14 protein-coding genes are annotated in these 18237 nt (G+C 43.2%); 4 read left to right on the forward strand and 10 right to left on the reverse strand.

Translation table 11 applies throughout. The features are described 5' to 3' along the window. Positions 1–267 precede the first annotated feature (267 nt). A complete protein-coding gene (locus KYS23_RS11840) occupies positions 268–795 on the reverse strand; it encodes a YchJ family protein (RefSeq protein ID WP_218418814.1) in 528 nt (175 codons plus the stop codon). A 92-nt stretch (positions 796–887) separates the two neighbouring features. Continuing rightward, entirely contained in the window at positions 888–1316 is a 429-nt protein-coding gene (locus KYS23_RS11845) for a deoxyguanosinetriphosphate triphosphohydrolase (RefSeq protein ID WP_159530673.1), read from the reverse strand. A gap of 447 nt (positions 1317–1763) precedes the next feature. Here KYS23_RS11845 and KYS23_RS11850 point away from each other — a divergent pair, with 447 nt between their 5' ends. Then, positions 1764–2198 carry a YqaA family protein gene (locus KYS23_RS11850; RefSeq protein WP_476726931.1) on the forward strand — a complete coding sequence of 145 codons (435 nt, stop codon included), beginning with the start codon at positions 1764–1766 and terminating at the stop codon, positions 2196–2198. 17 nt (positions 2199–2215) lie between these two features. Here KYS23_RS11850 and KYS23_RS11855 read toward each other — a convergent pair whose 3' ends face one another. Next, complete coding sequence (locus tag KYS23_RS11855; protein ID WP_218418816.1) at positions 2216–2878, reverse strand: protein-methionine-sulfoxide reductase heme-binding subunit MsrQ; 663 nt, start codon at positions 2876–2878, stop codon at positions 2216–2218. Next, positions 2878–3888, reverse strand: coding sequence for a protein-methionine-sulfoxide reductase catalytic subunit MsrP (gene msrP, locus KYS23_RS11860; protein ID WP_218418818.1), 1011 nt, complete (start codon positions 3886–3888; stop codon positions 2878–2880). Before msrP ends, KYS23_RS11855 begins: the two co-directional genes overlap by 1 nt. Positions 3889–4251: 363 nt before the next feature. Here msrP and KYS23_RS11865 point away from each other — a divergent pair, with 363 nt between their 5' ends. Continuing rightward, complete coding sequence (locus KYS23_RS11865; RefSeq protein ID WP_218418820.1) at positions 4252–5298, forward strand: RDD family protein; 1047 nt, start codon at positions 4252–4254, stop codon at positions 5296–5298. Positions 5299–5340: 42 nt separating this feature from the next. On the opposite strand, the gene KYS23_RS11870 is transcribed toward KYS23_RS11865, so the two are convergent. The 3 genes from KYS23_RS11870 to KYS23_RS11880 are packed head-to-tail and all read right to left on the reverse strand — an operon-like array spanning position 5341 to position 8520. Next, positions 5341–6684 (reverse strand): anti-phage deoxyguanosine triphosphatase, encoded by a 1344-nt coding sequence (locus tag KYS23_RS11870; RefSeq protein ID WP_218418822.1) that lies wholly within the window; start codon positions 6682–6684, stop codon positions 5341–5343. A 14-nt stretch (positions 6685–6698) separates the two neighbouring features. After that, positions 6699–7298, reverse strand: a complete 600-nt coding sequence (gene yfbR, locus KYS23_RS11875; RefSeq protein ID WP_218397199.1) for a 5'-deoxynucleotidase — start codon at positions 7296–7298, stop codon at positions 6699–6701. Between the two features lies 1 nt (position 7299). After that, positions 7300–8520 carry a pyridoxal phosphate-dependent aminotransferase gene (locus tag KYS23_RS11880; RefSeq protein WP_159530663.1) on the reverse strand — a complete coding sequence of 407 codons (1221 nt, stop codon included), beginning with the start codon at positions 8518–8520 and terminating at the stop codon, positions 7300–7302. Positions 8521–8882: 362 nt separating this feature from the next. Here KYS23_RS11880 and KYS23_RS11885 point away from each other — a divergent pair, with 362 nt between their 5' ends. Both KYS23_RS11885 and KYS23_RS11890 read left to right on the forward strand, forming a co-directional pair. After that, the gene (locus KYS23_RS11885; RefSeq protein ID WP_159530661.1) at positions 8883–9677 is read left to right on the forward strand and encodes a DUF2189 domain-containing protein; all 795 of its coding nucleotides are present in this window, start codon (positions 8883–8885) and stop codon (positions 9675–9677) included. 370 nt (positions 9678–10047) lie between these two features. Beyond that, complete coding sequence (locus KYS23_RS11890; RefSeq protein WP_057792150.1) at positions 10048–10365, forward strand: DUF3718 domain-containing protein; 318 nt, start codon at positions 10048–10050, stop codon at positions 10363–10365. A gap of 115 nt (positions 10366–10480) precedes the next feature. Here KYS23_RS11890 and KYS23_RS11895 read toward each other — a convergent pair whose 3' ends face one another. The 3 genes from KYS23_RS11895 to KYS23_RS11905 are packed head-to-tail and all read right to left on the reverse strand — an operon-like array spanning position 10481 to position 18064. After that, complete coding sequence (locus tag KYS23_RS11895) at positions 10481–13603, reverse strand: efflux RND transporter permease subunit (RefSeq protein WP_220100303.1); 3123 nt, start codon at positions 13601–13603, stop codon at positions 10481–10483. Next, positions 13590–16964, reverse strand: coding sequence for an efflux RND transporter permease subunit (locus KYS23_RS11900; protein WP_218418825.1), 3375 nt, complete (start codon positions 16962–16964; stop codon positions 13590–13592). Before KYS23_RS11900 ends, KYS23_RS11895 begins: the two co-directional genes overlap by 14 nt. Positions 16965–16987: 23 nt before the next feature. Next, a complete protein-coding gene (locus KYS23_RS11905; RefSeq protein WP_159530657.1) occupies positions 16988–18064 on the reverse strand; it encodes an efflux RND transporter periplasmic adaptor subunit in 1077 nt (358 codons plus the stop codon). Positions 18065–18237 lie beyond the last annotated feature (173 nt).

Below are 18237 nucleotides of genomic sequence, written 5' to 3' on the forward strand. Positions count from 1 at the left end.
GCTGCCGTAAAAGCAATCTACTTGTGTGAAGCGATGTGAAAATTCAACACAATCAGTAAAAAGAATGAGCAAAAATAATGAATAAAAAGAATAGAGGTAAATGCTTCAAAAGCCCGAAGCAGCAGACTTGTTTGCTTCGAACTTATCTGCTTCGAGTTTTGCACACCTTGAATGACAGGGTGACTATTAGTTCGCTGGGTAAAGCTTTTTGTATTAAAGGGGGATAGGGGAATACAGCCACACAGCTAATGAAGCTTTACCGCGCTTTTACCGTACTTTGGTTGCACAGCATTGCTTAAATTTTTTCCCACTGCCGCAAAGGCAAGGTAAGTTACGGCCGTATTTTACTTTGCCGCAGTCATCATGGAGTATCCCGTCGTGATAGCACCATTTGCCATCTTCAACAATAAAGTTCGATGTCTCATGTAACTGATATAGGTTTTTATTTTCAAAATAATAAGCCGTGAAATCTACCGTATCCGTTGCACCTTCATTAATTTGCATAATGTCCTCAGTAAACCCTTCGGCTTGTTTAATAAGAGGCACATTGTGGGTTTCACCCACTTCCAGTGCAAACCACGTAGCATTAGCTGCATTGGCAGTTAATTCATTAACACTTAATTCCGGTTGACGTACTTTTGTATAGGTAGCCAGTACATAATCGAATTGCTTACTGGCATACGCAGAAAAACGAGAGCGCATTAACTGGGCAGCAGTTTGAGGTGTGGCATGCCCTTTTAAAAAAGGTTCACAGCATGAAGAAAATGGTAAATTTGAACAGCAAAAACATCGCATAATTTTTTACAACCAAGTTAGCAGTGCACATATTGAATATATGTGCAGGTAAACGTGCACTCGGGCGCAATGCTAACGGTTAATCAAACGAATTACCATGGCCCTACTGCAAGGTTGCCTTCATTTAACGCTGAATCTACTCGCACATTTACCAAACATACAGAATAAAGTTCGCAAAGCTTTCTGATCATATCGCTGTCGGTAGGCTGCAAATCTAAATCAATATTTTCAACATACAGTGTTTTGCATTGGCCGCCGGTTATCAGCTTGCTTATCCACTCTGGCATTTTTTCCTTTTCAGGTTTTTGTATACGAATAGCGTGGTCGACTTCTTTTGAAAATGACACTGAATCGGCTAATAGATAATTCCAGCCCTTACTCGTACCACCTTTACCTTCACCTGGATAGCCTTCGAAAGGTAAGGGGAGTTGTACAACGTTAGAAATAGCGGAGCTTGAAGCAGACTTATTGGTCACTGAGGTACGTAATGCCTGTAAACGTGCAATTGGAGAAGTGTTCATAGCGTTACCTTTTCTTAAGTTATCTTCGTAGGGTGTTTTAAATCAGTTTGTGAATCAGTCTTTTAAGTAAAATCACGTGTTATCGTAGAAACATGCTTAATTAGTATTTATACAGTAAGCTGTTTATCTATACAGTGTGTATGTGTATACAGTAGTTTTAAGTTGAAAGGATTGCAAGCATTAAATTGTGTTTTTTTCACACAATGTTTATTTCTTAAATGCTTTTGAATGGTTATACCGATTTAAAGATGGAAGTGCTTCGCGCGCAAACGCTGTAATATTAATGACTACAGCGTACTGTCGCTAAAGGGTATGCATACAGCCATCAAAGGGTAAGCAAACTTAATGACTAAATTGGCGACTTAGGTACACTACACCCGCATAGAATTTCATTAGGTTAAACACGATGGCGTGAACCTAGTAACAAAAAATAAGGCATAATTTGCGGTGAGCAGTTTAATAACACTAGGGTATGTTGGTATGTTGGTTTCAGCGTTTCTTGCTGCCACAATATTACCCTTAAGCTCTGAGCTTGTATTAACTACCTTGGTACTAAACGGTTCATCTGCGCTGGTGTTACTGGTTGTTGCATCTGCAGGTAATGTGTTGGGTTCAATCGTAAATTATGTTTTGGGCTTTCGCTTCGGCCAATTGGCAGCGACCAAGTTGCTGCGCGTTTCTCACGCCACCGTTATGCGGGCTGAACTCATGTATAAAAAGTGGGGGAAATGGTCTTTACTGCTAGCCTGGGTGCCAATTATTGGTGACCCATTAACTCTGCTAGCAGGCACCTTACGTACGCGCTTTTGGTTTTTCTTACTGATTGTGGGAATTAGTAAAACTGCGCGATATGCCGCGCTGTTGTTTTTTATCACTCACTAAATTTGCACCAGTACTGGTTAAGTTTGTACAGCGTGTTTCCGGTTTTTATTACGAGCATGTTTTTTTCGTGCAGTAGTCACCAAACCTTTAATTCGGTTGAATAACAATACAAAGGCAAACAGCCAATACCATATGGGTTCTTGCCATAGGGTTTTTTGTGACCATGAAAAATGAAGCAATGCCAAAGGTACTATTAAATAAATACTGTTATGTAAATGCTGCCAACGCTTGCCCATACTGCGACGTATTTTCTGAAAAGACGTTACTGTTAATACGAAGAGTAAAACCAAAGCGGTAAGCCCTACGACAATATAGGGCCGTTTAACCAACTCAGTAGCAATCAAGCCCATGTCTAGTTGCAGTTCGAACAGGATGTAAGTCACAGAATGCGACAGTGCATACACAAAGCTATATATCCCCAGCATTCGCCTGAATTTAATTGGCTCTGGGCTAGGCAGTATTTTTGCTAATGGGCTTAACATCAGCGTAATAAGTAAAAGGTGTATTGCCCATATACCGGTTTCGTTTAGCAACGTATCGACAGGATCGGGGCCTAAATTATCGGTTACGCCAGCGTAAAAAAGGCCAACTAAATACCCAAGTGCCAGTAAATGAATGATGCCCTTCAGCGACCTGCGAGTTAAATTTGAAACACGTACGGGTTTTTTGAATATTTTCATTAGAAGTTACGGGTTAAATCCATGTTTGCATAAAGCGGCGCTACTTCGCTGTAACCATTGTACATTTCGGTAGGTATTCTATTACGTGACAACAAGCCACCAGTGGTAATACGGCGTTCGCTAGCTTGGCTCCAACGAGGGTGTGATACTTTAGGGTTCACATTAGCGTAAAAACCATATTCGTTAGACGCTAAGCGGTTCCATGTAGTGGGGGGCTGTTTATCGGTCAACCGGATGCGTACAATAGACTTAATACTTTTAAATCCGTATTTCCATGGCACCACCAAACGAACCGGCGCGCCGTTTTGCGGTGGTAGGCTTTTACCGTAAAGTCCTACCGACATTAGTGTAAGCGGGTGCATGGCTTCATCTAAACGCAGGCCTTCAACATAAGGGTATTCAATACCACCACCCAAGAAACGGTTACGCTGCCCAGGCATTTGTTCAGGTTCGTATAGGGTTTCAAACGCGACATATTTGGCTGACGATAAGGGCTCTGCCGCTTTTAGTAATGCGCCTAACTCATAACCAATCCAAGGAATAACCATAGACCAGGCTTCTACACAGCGAAGGCGATAGATACGCTCTTCAAGTGGAAAACGCTTCGTTAAATCATCAAGATTTAGTGTAAGCGGTTTATTCACCAGCCCATCTACTTTTAGTGTCCACTCAGAAGTATCAAATTCTTGCGCGTTTTTAACCGGCTCATCTTTGGCAGTACCAAACTCATAAAAGTTGTTGTAAGAGGTGGCTTTAGATTCTGGCGTTTGAGTTTCGCTAATTTGATATTTTTCTGGTTGGCTAAATTTCAGCGCTTGGGTTTTAAATGCTTCTGCTTGCTCTTCATCGTCTTCCCAAAACCAACCTGCTGCATTCGCGGAGTTTGAAAGCAGAGCAGAAGCACCTACAAAACCAAAGGACTTTAGTAACTGGCGACGATTAAGGTAAACACTTTCATCGGTCACATGATTGTCGGTTAACTTTACTGATGGTTTAAAAGGTTTGGACATACTTACACCACTATTATTGAGCGCGCTTTAACATTAAAAATCGATTAGCAGAGTACCGTCGACGTCGCGCGAAGGCGCCGAGCTTACATTACTTACGTGAAGGCAAGGTTTTAAGATTGCACAAGGCAACAAACACGCACTATTGTAACGATAAGTAAAAATTTTGCGTAACTACAAAGACCCACCAACTAAGAATAAAATTTCATGTATTACCAAGAGCACAGTGAGACACAATGGTAAGTAAGGGATACCAATTGAACTAATTAGGTTTTTTTGTGCATAGTAATCAATAGCTTTAGCTTGAGCTAAAAATAAAAAGCGCGTAATTTAAATGGTTTACCTATTTTAATAACAAGTATAAAAATGAAAGCCAACGAAAAAGAGCAATCAGCGCTATCTGGCTCAGAAACCAGAGATGTGATCACCCCGTATGCTTTTAACGTTGACCAAGCGCTATTAGGTATCCCTCTAGCCACACCGATTAAGCGCGCACTGGCAATGATCATTGATGTCATTTTAATATTTATGGCTGCGAAGCTTAGCGCAACGTTAATTGCCTTCGTTGCTGCTATGGCTTTTTATAAAGGCACTGCACAACAATACCTCCCTAAAATGTCGCCGTTTTGGCGCAGAACATTAAAGCTTTTTGCGGCAAGCTTTTTATTTGTAAGCTCGCTAACGGTACTCTCGTTAGCAATAGATTTCTTTGAAGGCGATAGCGCTATACAAGGAACACAAATAAAAGAAGCAGAGCGAAAAGATGAGTTAAGTGAGCATGATAAATCAATAATACGTACCTATTTAGCGCAAACAGACAACGATAAAAACTGCGATGAAATTTGCCAGAGCGCTGCTAGCGCTAATCTAGTTGCTCAATTACCTGAACTTGCTGAAATTGAAGACGCTGAAAGTACTCAATTTACCCGATCACTATTGCACTTGATGGCTATAGCAGATGAAGAATCTGATACAGCACAGGATGTTAATAATTCAGATTTAGCGCCAGAGAGCATTTCGCGCGAAGTTACAACTGAAAGCAACACGACACCTGTAACCAGTATTTTGCAGTGGGGCAAAGGCATTATTCAAGACCTAGGCCTAGGTTTTGGTTGGGCTGCTGTTTACTTTACCTTGTTCTCGTTACTTTGGCGCGGGCAAACCCCAGGTAAAAAAGTATGTAATATTCGCGTGGTTTCGTTAAGCGGTGAGCCACTTGGCATGCTTGATTGCTTTGGCCGGTACGGCGGTTACGGAGCAGGTTTTGCGACGGGGTTATTAGGCTTTTTACAGGTGTACTGGGACCCAAACAGACAAGCCATTCAGGACAAAATATCAGCCACCGTGGTTATTCAGGGGAGTGTGAACCAAATTGTAAATGCACAAATCGTTGCAGATGCCGTTAAAGATTAGTGCTGCTTAATTTAACGTAATAACTTTGTACCACGCTTAACGCTAACCGTGAAAGTTATCTTGAATGCCACCTTGTCGAGGAGAAAAGAGTGTGCCATATAAGCGAGAGGCAAATTCATCGGTCATACCGGAAATATAATCAGCAAGCACGCGCATGCCGTTATTTTGTTCGCACGCTTTTAACCAGCGCTCTTGCGTGTTTTCGGGCAACAGGCGCGCTGGATCAGAACTAAAAGCTTCTAATAATTCCATCACTACTAACTGGCCCTTGTACTCAAGTTGTTGTACATCGGGGCGGCGAATCACTTTGTTATAAACAAAGCGTTTGAATAGTTCTAGGCCACGCTCAAAGTCGTTAGGCATTTTAGCATTGTACGCTAGAAGGGGGTGTTCGAAACCGTCTACACCCGCAATTTCAATAGCAGTAATGAAACTGTTTACCAATGCGCCAATTGCATTTTTGCGCTCGTGATGGGCTTTGCTGAAAAGCTTATCGGTCAGTTCATCAATGTTGCCTGATAACCATTTTATACCCAATGCTTTTAGCGGAAGGGTGACATCGCTAATAAAGTCTTGTCGGTTCACCATGTCCATGACAATTGCGTCTTCTAAATCGTGTATGCCATAAGCAATATCATCCGCAAGTTCCATAATCGAGCAGTCAAAAGACTTGAAGCGCGTTTTACTGTGCTTGTTATCAAATTGGTTGAATGACATTAGTTTGTCTTTGTCTTGCAAACTAAAAGGTGCTAATAACCAATCAAATAGTGGTTCATCGCAGCGAAATAAACCTTTAGGCGGGTGCCATTGGCTGGCTTTTACTTGGCGCAAAGACGCTGGGCGCTCACCATTAACATCAGGAGAGCGTAACGTATCTATAAAGTTGGGGTATTTCACCAGGCCTAATACACTTCGTCGGCACAAGTTCATACCATGTTCGGCGGTATAGGGCTCTAGTTGAGTAATAATGCGAAAGGTTTGGCCGTTGCCTTCAAAGCCACCATGTTCGTGCATCATATAATGAAGGGCAATTTCACCGCCGTGCCCAAATGGTGGGTGACCGATATCATGGGCTAAGCACAAGGTTTCAATCAGCGTAGCATCAAGGGCTAATTTATTGGCGATATCTGGAAACTTACCGCATAGCTGCGCAGTAATACCGGTACCTATTTGCGCGGCTTCTAAAGAGTGGGTAAGGCGAGTGCGATAAAAATCACTTAGGCCAACACCCAATACTTGGGTTTTGGCCTGTAAGCGCCTAAAAGCGGCACTGTGAAGTACGCGAGCTTTATCTCGCTGATAGGGATTGCGATGATCGCCGTCGCGAGAAACACTGCGCGGCAGTCTGCGAGCGTGTAATTCTTGTTCCCATTTTTGTACTATCACAGTGCGTTCCTTTTTTAAATTTCTTCCTGGGTAATTTCGTCTAAACTGAGCGAAAAACTAGGCACATAACGGGTAAGGAAATAATCGACTTCATCTGAATGGTATTCTTTTAAAATCTTATCTAACCGTTTTTTAGCTAATTTGAATTCTTGGTTTCCTGCTGAAAGTTCTTCTAAGGTTTTCAAATAGGCGCACAGTACATCGGCAGCTTTAACAATAAAGGCTTCTTCTTTAGTGTGAAAATTAGCATCAATCAGTGAGGCGTAATCTTCTTTAAATGCGTCTGGTGCCATGTCGATTAAAATGTTTTCGGCTATCTTTTCAATCTTTTTGTATTCGTGCTTTATGTCTGGATTATAATATTTTACCGGTGTTGGAAGGTCGCCAGTGAGCACTTCAGACACATCATGAAACATCGCAATGGTAGCAATACGTTCTGCGTTTAATGTTCCGCCAAAAAACTTGTTCTTTATTAAGGCGAGGGCGTGAGCCACCATGGCCACTTGTAAACTATGCTCCTGAACGTTTTCGGTGCGTACATTGTGCATAAGCGGCCAGCGATTAATGAGCTTTAATCGGGCAAGGTGAGCAAAAAAATGGCTTTTATCTGACACGTTAAGCGCCTTGTTGATAGTGTTGAAAGAAGTTACCTATACGGTGAAGCGCCGGAACTAGCACATCACTATGAGGTAAAAACACTAAACGGAAATAGATGCCATCTGTCAGATTGAACGCTTTACCGTGTACTAGTAGTATCTTTTCAGCACGCAGCAAATCTAAAATCATCTGCTCATCATTGTTTATATTGAATTTTTTCTCATCAACGCGAGCGAAGCAATACATAGCACCTTTGGGCTTAACACAGTGTATACCGTCAATACTGTTAAGCATGTCTACCGCTACATCACGCTGAATGCGAAGGCGACCAGTGTCTTTCACTAAGTCATTAATGCTCTGATATCCACCTAACGCGGTCTGGATTGCACTCTGACAAGGTACATTTGCACACATCCTCATAGACGATAAAATATTTAAACCTTCTATATAGTCCCGTGCTAAGCGCTTGTTCCCACTCACTACCAACCAGCCAGAACGAAAGCCCGCTACACGGTAGTTTTTAGACAGTCCGCCAAAGGTAACGAAAAATACATCGTCAGCAAGAGAGGCTATACAGGTGTGCTCGGCATCGTCGTATAAAATTTTATCGTAGATTTCATCGCTAAACACCACTAAGCCATGTTCTCTGGCTAAATCGACAACGTCTTGTAATAGCGCTTTGTCATAAACCGCGCCGGTGGGGTTATTCGGGTTGATAAGTACGATAGCACGAGTCTTACTGGTTATCTTACTCTTGATATCATCTAAATCAGGAAACCAGCCGGCTTGTTCATCACATCGATAGTGTACCGGTGAACCCGAAGATAAGCTTACTGCAGCGGTCCAAAGTGGATAATCTGGGCTTGGGATTAGTACTTCGTCGCCATGATTGAGTAGCGCTTGCATGGCCATCATTATCAATTCACTAACGCCGTTACCAATATAAACATCGTCTACACGAATATGCTGAATGTTGCGCTGTTGATAATATTGCATCACTGCCACACGTGCTGCGTAAATTCCCGTTGAATCTGAATATCCTTGGGAAGTAGGCAGGTTGTGAATAACGTCTTTAAGGATATCGTCGGGGGCTTCAAAGCCAAATGGGGCAGGGTTACCAATATTTAATTTTAAAATACGGTGGCCTTCATCTTCCATTTTTTTAGCTTGTGCCGCAATGGGGCCGCGAATGTCATAACAAACGTTATCTAATTTGTGTGAGCGAGATACAGTTTTCATGGTCTTTCTGGTTAATTTACAGACCTTGAGGTTAACGTAAACCACATACCCTTGCGAAGCCTAATTTAGCGCTAAACGTGAAAAATATTTCGATTTGGTTAAAAAGCGTGCGGGGAATTGAGGTTTGCATCATAAAATTGGTCGGAAATACCTAAAAAGTGATTGATAAACACAATATTAAAAAAAACTTCATATAGTAAACTTACCAATTAACAGCTAATTAGAAATAGAAACTCATCAAAAAGGCTAAAATCTTGTTAATTAATTGTAAAATTAAGTGAATCGGCCTATCGTATAAGTACGGCGCATTAGGATGGGCGCGCCAACACCTTTTACGTGTAATAGCAGAGGTAATTCTCATTATGTCGCACCATTTTAAAGAAACCCCAGAAAATGCGATAACTCAAAGCGGTATTGCAAGGGTAATCCCTTGTAAGGAACTCGATATAGGCGATCCTATAAAATGGCTTTCACTTGGTTTGCGCGACGCTATGCGCACGCCTATTTTAACCGCGGTATATGGCGTTATGTTTGCCGTTATTCCTTGGTTCATAATGTACCTAGTAGAGATGACAGGCTGGCACTTGGTGATAATGCCCGCCATAGTGTGTTTTATGTTGATTGGTCCGTTCTTGGCTGCAGGTTTATATGATATAAGTTGGGAATTGGAAAAAGGGCACAAGCCTACCTTTATGCATTCATTGCGCGCCATGCGAAGAAATGCAGTGAATGAATGGGGGTTTGGTATTTTGCTAATGGTGATGATGATATTTTGGCTGCGGGTGGCTTCGCTCATTCACGCACTATATCCGTCGAATATAGAAACCACCCTTCAGAGTTTAATGCCATTTCTGGTACTGGGCTCGATAGTGGGGGCAGGTTTCACCTTAGCCATGCTATTTGTTACAGCCTTCACTCAACCTATATTAATGGAACGTAAGGTCGATTTAGCCACGGCGTTACTCACCAGTGTTAACGCGGTATGGGTAAATAAAGTTCCCATGCTCATATGGGGCGCCATTATATTTACGGCGGTGGCTATTGGCTTCGTTACAGGCTTCGTTGGCTTTATCATATTAATGCCGCTAATCGGTTATGCATCGTGGCACGCATATATCGACGCTATTTCGACTAAGCGTGCAAGAAAATATGACTAAAATGTAGTTTTATTACAACAAAGTTGGGCGGGGTAACAGGGTTTTATCTCATTGCTCTGCCTTTTTTTGTGAAAATTTCATACATCAGGCTTTTATTTGTACAAGAATAGACAAAAGTATTAGACCTTTTTAATAGTAAAAAACTCACAGCTATAACGAACCGTTATAAATCAAACTAATAACTCTTTATAAATCAGGTGTGTAGTTTGTTAATGACTTAGTAACATTCTGATTTACCGTTAGTTTACTCGCCTTATACAATCTTTAAACAGCATTAATTTCCATTTTAGGTCATAAATAAAGGGCACTCAGGGAATTCCTTCCTTGAACTGCTTTTACCGAGTTTGCCAAAACCTTTGAGGATCTAATGATGAAATTACTTAAGACTTTAGCTGCTACTGCTGCACTAGCTTTTGCTGTTAATGCTAACGCTGCGCCAGAAAAAGACGTTCGTTTTGTAGGCGAAACACAATTTTCAGGCTTCTGTAAAGCGGTTGTACTTGATGATATTAAAGTATTACGTTCAAACCTTGCCCGTAACGTAGGTCGTATTGGTGCTAGCCAACGTGAAGTATTACGCATGGTTACTGCAGAAGACGGTTTAACATGTAACGGTGTTAACTTAATCAAGTTCTCTGTTGAGCGTGATGCCAACTCAGTTCACGAATACCTAACGTCACGTAGTTAATTGTGCGTTTACTAAGTTAGCGGGTGGCTGTGCTGTTATGTTTTATCAGCAGAAACACCCGCTACGTAAGTAATGCTTAACACTATTTACGGCTTAGTCATCGTAACTACACTATTCACACTTTAATAAGTTTAGCTATTCTAGCTTGTCCGTTGACTATCATTCGCTGAGTATTAAAACGCAGCTTGAGTAGCAACACATAAGCAAGTGGTACCAAAAATAAACTGGTCATGGTAGAGAACACTAGCCCACCAATAATGGCAATGGCCATTGGCGAGTAAGGCGGTCCGTCGCCACCTATTCTTGTTGCACCCATAGCAAGGGGCACTAAGCCTAGAACAGTTGTTGCTACCGTCATTAAAATGGGGCGAATGCGAGATTGTGCGCCTTGCACAACGGCGTCATAAAGGGTTATCCCCTCATTAACCAGTTGATTAATTCTATCGACTAATACAATCCCATTATTCACCACAATACCCATGAGAATTAGCATGCCAATCATGCCCATTATCGACATGGATGTACCCGTGACCATAAAGGCCCAAAAGACGCCGGTAAATGAAAAGAGTAACGACGTAATCACCGAGGTAGGTAGCACTAGCGATTCAAACAGCGCCGCCATCACCACATAAATCATGCACAAAGCGAGCAGCATATTCATTTGCATCACCCCATTGGCCTCATCTTGGCGTGAAAAGCTGCCATCTAGTGTCCACTGGTAACCCGTGGGGAGTTCGATATGGGCTAGTGCCTGTTGAATACGCTCTTTGGCTTCTTCTATAGTGGCATCATCTTCCAAATTTGCGCCTATATCTAACGCCGTTTGTCGGTAGCTTCGATTTATCTGCGAAAGTTGCTGCTCAACCGAAAAATCCGCCACCATAGCAAGGGTGATTGCCCGGTCTTGATTAAACCCAATATTAATATGCTTAAGAGCATCCAATGATTTTTGAACATCACTGCCGTAGCGAAGCTGAACATTCACTTCACCTGCATCACCATATCGAAATGTGCGTAAATTCGCGCCTCTTAATGCCGTAGCCACAAGCTGGGCTACGTCACTCACTTGAATTCCTAACCGATTCGCCTTTTCTCTATCAATTCGAATCTGAAGTTCGTCACGTTTAGAGCCAGTATCGGCTTTCACGTCGGTGAGTCCATCAATATTAGCGAGTATAGGGATAAGCCGTTCTGATATTTCTAGCAAGGTATCTGAAGATTCGCCCAACAAGGTAATACGCACACCGCCGCCGTTACCACTGTCCCATTGAAATGATGGTCGAGCTCTAACGAAGGCAGGCATGTTTTCTCGAATATCTTCTTTAATCATACCCACACTCACAGGGAGATCGTCGTTTAGGGTTATTCCACTTACTGCATGCCCTGGCGTGAAATAGGTATAAACTTGTTTAATGTGGAAGCGTTTTTGGTTTTCATATAAAAACGCCTCCATTTTATCCACCGTTTTTTCTACTTCATCAAGCGTGTAGTTCTGAGTAACGTGATAATTTAGCCAAATTCGTTCTTGATTATCGTTACCTTCATCATCGGAGGTAACGACCTGCATAGGAATAGCAGTAGAAAGCAAAATACCTAATGCAATCAGTGATGTTTTTCCTTGGTTTACCATTACCCAAGACAGTATTCGACCATATCGCGTGATATAGCCAGGCGTGCTGTCTTCTTTCGCTTCAGGAATCGCTATTTTTGTAGTAAGTAAAGGGATCAAGGTTTTGGCAATAAACAACGAGGCGAAAAGCGAGATACAAATGGCGATGGCGACGTGCTCTAAAAATATCGTTACATCAATTTTCACGCCCACAATGTTAGGTAAAAATACAATAGCGGTAGTGGCGGTTCCTGCAATAACGGCCAAGCTGACATTGTTAACTCCACGCTGGGTGGCGCGGCTAATATGGTTATCTTGTTGTCGTTCTTGAAAGATACTTTCGGTAATAACCACCGCATTATCAACCAACATACCTACTGCTAACATCAAGCCCATCAGAGACAAGATATTTAGGGTGTAGCCCATCAAGTACATCACTCCCAATGTAATGCAGATTGAGAATGGAACTGACAGTACGACAATGAGAGTTGTGGTAAGCTGGCGCAAAAATAAATACAGCACCACGATAGAAAGTAATGCACCTAACAATCCAGCACTGAGCAAATCAGACAGCGATGAGGTGACGCTTTTTGCCACATCGTCCATAACAAACAGGTTAATACCCGTAAACGCAGGGTCAGACTTGGCTTCCTCTATCACTTTCATAACGTCAGAGGAAACTTCGACTAAATTGCTACCAGACTCTCTGAATATATTAAACCCAACCGCAAAGGTTCTATCTAGGTGGCGGCCTTCGCTTTGCTCGGGCAATTCAAAGCTGATTGTGGCAATGTCGGACAAACGCACATTGGGTGAAACCCACATGTTTTCGAAATCGGCCATATCGGTAAATTCCCCAACGGGATTAACCAGTATTTTCTCGCCGTTGTCATACATGTAGCCTGCGGTTAACGAAAAGTTGGCGTTTTGAAGCTTTTGCCCCAAGGCCGTGACATCCACTTGATAGGCCGTCATTAATTTCGGATCTAACCGAATAGTAATTTGCCTTTTGAGAGTGCCGTATAGTTCAACCTTAGACACACCAGCAACGCGCTCAATAGGGCGCTTTAAATTACGCTCTAATAAGTCATACGCGAGGGATAAGTCACGATCGCTCGAAACGCGGAGTTGAAAAATGGGCATATCATTGGTGTTGAATTTGTACACCATGACACGCTCTACATCAGCAGGAAGTAAGTGGCGAATAGCGTCAATTTTTTCCCTGGCTTCTACGCCCTTTGCCTTAAGGTTTTCATCCCAATCAAACTCAACAATGATTTCCGCTTTGTTTTCATACGACCTTGCCCGCAATCGTTTAATACCCGACATGGTGGCGATGGCTTCTTCCACCGGGCGGGTGATCATGGTTTCAATTTCTACCGGCGTAGCATCGGGGTAGGGCACTTCAACCACCATTTCAGGAATGTCTATGCCAGGGAATTTCTCCAGGGGCAACAACTTTCCAGACACTGCGCCAAATAACAACATGGAGATAAACACCATGCCTATAGTCACTGGGCGGTTTAACGCAAAGCGTGCTAGTGCCGCGCCAATGCCATTGATAGTATTTTCAGTGGGCTTATCAGGTTGCGTAGCGCCCTTGTTATGCTCATCGTTAGGCGTTTTCATAGGCGCCTCCCGAAACGTCTGCCCCTTGGTTTTTTTCTACCACAGTCGAGACCTTTTTATCGAAAAGGCTGTAAAGCACGGGCAGCAATATTAGGGTAAGCAAGCTAGAAAATAGCAATCCGAAAATTACGGTAATGGCCATAGGTGTGCGTATTTCAGCGCCTTCACCTAATCCAAACGCCATGGGCATCAAGCCTAAAATGGTCGTCAGGGTTGTCATCACAATGGGGCGTAAACGGGTTTTTCCTGCATCGATGATGGCTGCGTTTTTTTCCATGCCGTTAGCACGTAATTGGTTAATGCGATCAACAAGCACAATGGCGTTGTTAACCACTATACCGCAAAGCATAATCAGCCCGATGAAAACCACTACGTTCAATGGTGTATTGGTAAGCCATAGGCCGTACACAGAACCTGCACCAGCAAGGGGAACCGCAAACAGTATAAGCAGTGGATGAAGTAGTGATTCAAATTGCGACGCCATCACCAAGTACACCATGAAAATAGCCAACGCTAAGGCAAATTGCAGCGACCTGAAGCTATCTTGCATATCCTCACTTTGCCCAGTCACTGTGGCATCCATCGACAAAGGTAACTGTGTATCGTTAAGCACCTTATTGACCAATGAAACGGCCTCATCTAGCTTCCCTTTTGCTAAATTCGCGGAAATTAATGCCACCCGTTGCTGCCCAATGCGCGTAATTTCACTGGGCCCTACACTCATGTAAACATCGGCAACGGCACCAAGGGGAATAGGCTGTGATGAGTCAGGGTTCACGACAATGGCGCGTACATCATTGATGTTGTCGCGCTGACTGTCTTTGGTACGCACGAGTACATCAACCTTTCTATCTTCGAGGCTGTATTGTGTGGCAACGCGGCCACCAATTTTAGCGGCAATTAAAGACGACACCGTGGCAGCATCAAGGCCTAAACGAGACAGCTTGGCATGATGAAACTCAATTTTTAGTTCTGGGTTACCTTCACGAATACTGGTAGAAATATCGGTGAAATTGTCATGTGTACTTAATTCGTGGGCAATTTTATCGCTATACGTTTGAAGTTGGCGTAAATCATAGCCACTCACTTCAACTTGAATAGGCGAGGCAAAGGTAAAGAGTTCTGGCTCAGTAAAGGTAGCTTGAACATTTGGGTAACGGTTAAGTGCGTCGCGTAGAGCGGTCTTTACGTTATCCATATTGCTACTCGCATTTTTGCTTTCGCTCGAGCTTGTATTGGCATTAGGGGCCATTACGATGTTGAGTCTTCCCCAGTGATCGCCACCTTGGCTAGGCGCGGCACTAATTAGACTTCCGGTACCCGACATGGCGTAAGTTCTTGCTACGTTTGAATCTGCCGATGCTATTGCCGATAAGTTCGATAACGTTGCATCAGTTGTGCTTAGGGGGGTACCCGCTGGTAGGGTAATATCTACCGAGAATTCACCTTGCGACATAGTGGGAATAAGCTCCATACCCAGTTTAGGGACAAGGAAGAGCGCACCACCCGCTGAAACTAAGGCTATCATGACCACAAGTGTTCTAGCCTTCAAGCTTGCAATTAAGGCTTGGTGATACACTTTTTCCAGACCATTAAAACCTTTGTTAAATAACCACACTAAGGGCGTAAACAACAATGACAAGCCCTTGGCAAGAATATGCCATGCACCAATCACTAAGGTAATTAGCGCAGCCGGCAAATAAACGAACACAAAGCGAAGTAACATTGCAAAAGGCCATTTTACGACATAGCCAATTTTCCCTAGCAAGGTCGTGGGGCGGGCTTTTGTGGGTGATGAAAAAGTATCTTCGTGTGCAAGCTGCGTTTTTTGCTTTCTTCGCGCCATGGCGGGAATAAGTGTGAGCGCGACAACTAACGAGGCGGCGAGTGCAAAACTGACGGTTAGCGCTTGATCTCTAAATAGCTGACCGGCAATGCCTTCTACAAAAATAAGCGGCACAAATACGGCCATAGTGGTTAGTGTAGAAGCAACAATGGCACCCGATACTTCCTTAGTGCCTGATGCGGCAGGATCGTCAGCCAAAACAGGAGTACTGTGACTAATATCACCATGAGCATTGTTTGCCAACATGGCTTGTTTACGTTTTTTGTGGCGGTCGATGTTTTCTAACACCACAATACTGTTATCGACAAGCAAACCCACAGCCAGTGCAATCCCCCCTAAACTCATCATGTTTAGGCTTATATCGTTGGCATACATCAGGTTGAAGGTGGCAATAACCGAGACAGGAATAGACACAGAGATGATCACTGTAGTCCAAAAATCCTTAAGAAATAGATATAACACTAGCATGGCAAGTAAGCCGCCCATAATAGCCGCTGACTTAACATTATCGATAGCTTGTTTTATGAAAACACTCTGATCGTATATTTGCGTCAGTGTGTAATTCGCAGGAATGTCATTCTCAATTTCACTAAGGCGGGAGGCTATTTGCTTTGCTACATCAACTGCATTTGCATCGCCTTCTTTGTAAATCGCAATTTCAACCCCTTCACTGCCATTGAAGCGAGTTACCACACTGCGATCTTTATAAGCACCCTCTACCGTCGCCACATCTTTTAATTGAATATTTCTACCTTCAAAGCGGCCAATAAACAGGTTCTCTATTTCCGTTAGGTTTTCGAATTGATTCAGTGTGCGCACTAAGAACGCTTGGGCATCGCCTTCAATACGACCACCCGCGGCGTTCACATTTTCGGCTTTAATACGATCAATAATACGGGTAATAGGGATAGATAACTGACTGGCTTTACGTTGGTCGATAAGAATGTGTACTTCGTTTTCAAGGCCACCGCCAACACGCACAGCTGCCACACCCTCAACAGATTCGAGGGCGCGTTTCACTTGTTGCTCGCCGTATAACCGTAGCCTTTTCATTTGGGTGGTAGACAGTTGGCCAGTGAGTACATCTTCTGTGAGCCCTAGTTTGATAACCGGATCTAAACTTGGGTTAAAGCGCAACAGACGAGGCTTTTCAATGTCGAGAGGGAGTTGAAGCACATCAAGCTTTTCGCGCACTTCTAAACTCGCGAAATCCATATCTGTGCCCCATCTAAACGCCATCACCACGTCTGATTGGCCAGCACGTGAAGTAGAAGTTACTTTTCTTACCCCTTTTACTACGCCAATGGCTTCTTCAATAGGTTTAGAAACAAGTTGTTCCACTTCGCCTGGAGCAGCACCCGTGTAATCGGTTCTAATGGTTAGCGTGGGGTAGGAGAGGTCTGGCAGTAAATTTACCGATAACCGACCTAATGAGACCATACCAAACAACAGTACAGCAAAAGTAAACATAGACACGGCAACCGGGCGTTTAACCGCTATATCAACAATACGCATGGTATATCCTTTTTATAGCGGGCTTAGCCGTTAACGACATCAACAGGGGCTTGGTCTTTTAGGTTTTGGTGGCCAGCAGTAACCACTTTTTCATCACCTTGTAAGCCGCTTAATACCTCAATCATTTCATCCTGTTCAAAGCCAGTCACAATGTCGACTTTTGTGGCTATATTGTCTTTAACAACAAAGACGCTATGTTGGTTGTCCATGGTAATAAGGGCACGTCGAGGAAGTAGCGTAGCGCTATTGTGAAGTGCATACTCAAGGGCTACGTCAGTGAACATGCCCGCTTTTAATACGTGTTTTTCATTTGGCACCGCAAGGGTAACTTTAAACGTGCCGGTGGTTGCATCAATAACAGGGCTAATTCGCTCTACTGATGCCATTAACGATTTATTGCCAAGTGCAGCAATAATAAGGGTGGCGGGTTGACCTACCGCCACATTCTGCAATTCATTTTCAGGTAAATACACCACACCTTGTAAATTCTGCTGCTGCACAATATGAAACATGCGCTCTCGCTGGAAAGATTCAGTCAAGTTACCTACTTTGGCGTTTCGAGAAGCGATAAAACCGCTAATAGGGGCAGTAATGGTGGTTTCTTTTAAATCTAGTTCAGCAAGATGAACCGACGCTTTGGCTGATTCGTATTGGGCGGTTAGTTTGTCGTAAGTATCAACGCTGATAAGGTTCTTAGAATACACTTTGTTTACTTTATCTAATTCACGCTCTAAACCGGTTAAATCTGCCTTTGCCTTCGCAAGGTTGAGTTCGTATCTGCGTTTGTCTAATTGCGCTAGAATTTGACCTTTTTCAACGTAGTCGCCTTCTTCTACCACTATCTGTTCAATTATGCCGGAAGCCCTTGCTACCACAAACGCTTCTTCTCTCGCTTCCAAAATAGCAGTGGTTGTATAAGTGGAACTAATTGAGCCATTGGTTACCACAGCGGCTTCTACCGGGATTGCGATCACCGTTTCAGCGATGTCTTCGGTTGGGTTTATAGCGTCGGCGTCGGTACACGCACCTAGTAGCAAAGATAAAGAAAGTATGCCGCCAGTAAGGGACAGTGTGCGAAGAGAGTTAAACGAAGCGTCCATGGTTAAATACCTGATTGTTGTCGTTAATTATTAGAGTAATACCAATTTACAGCAGCAACCATGCCAGTAAATGTAAGAAGATATTTATTCTTTAACAATCAGGTGGTTAGATTGGTTTTTGTGGGGGAATAAAAAAGGGCCATCAATCTCTGATAGCCCTTTACACTAATAGG

Origin of the sequence: Alteromonas lipotrueae, assembly GCF_019249255.1 — a bacterium.
Taxonomy (GTDB): domain Bacteria; phylum Pseudomonadota; class Gammaproteobacteria; order Enterobacterales; family Alteromonadaceae; genus Alteromonas; species Alteromonas lipotrueae.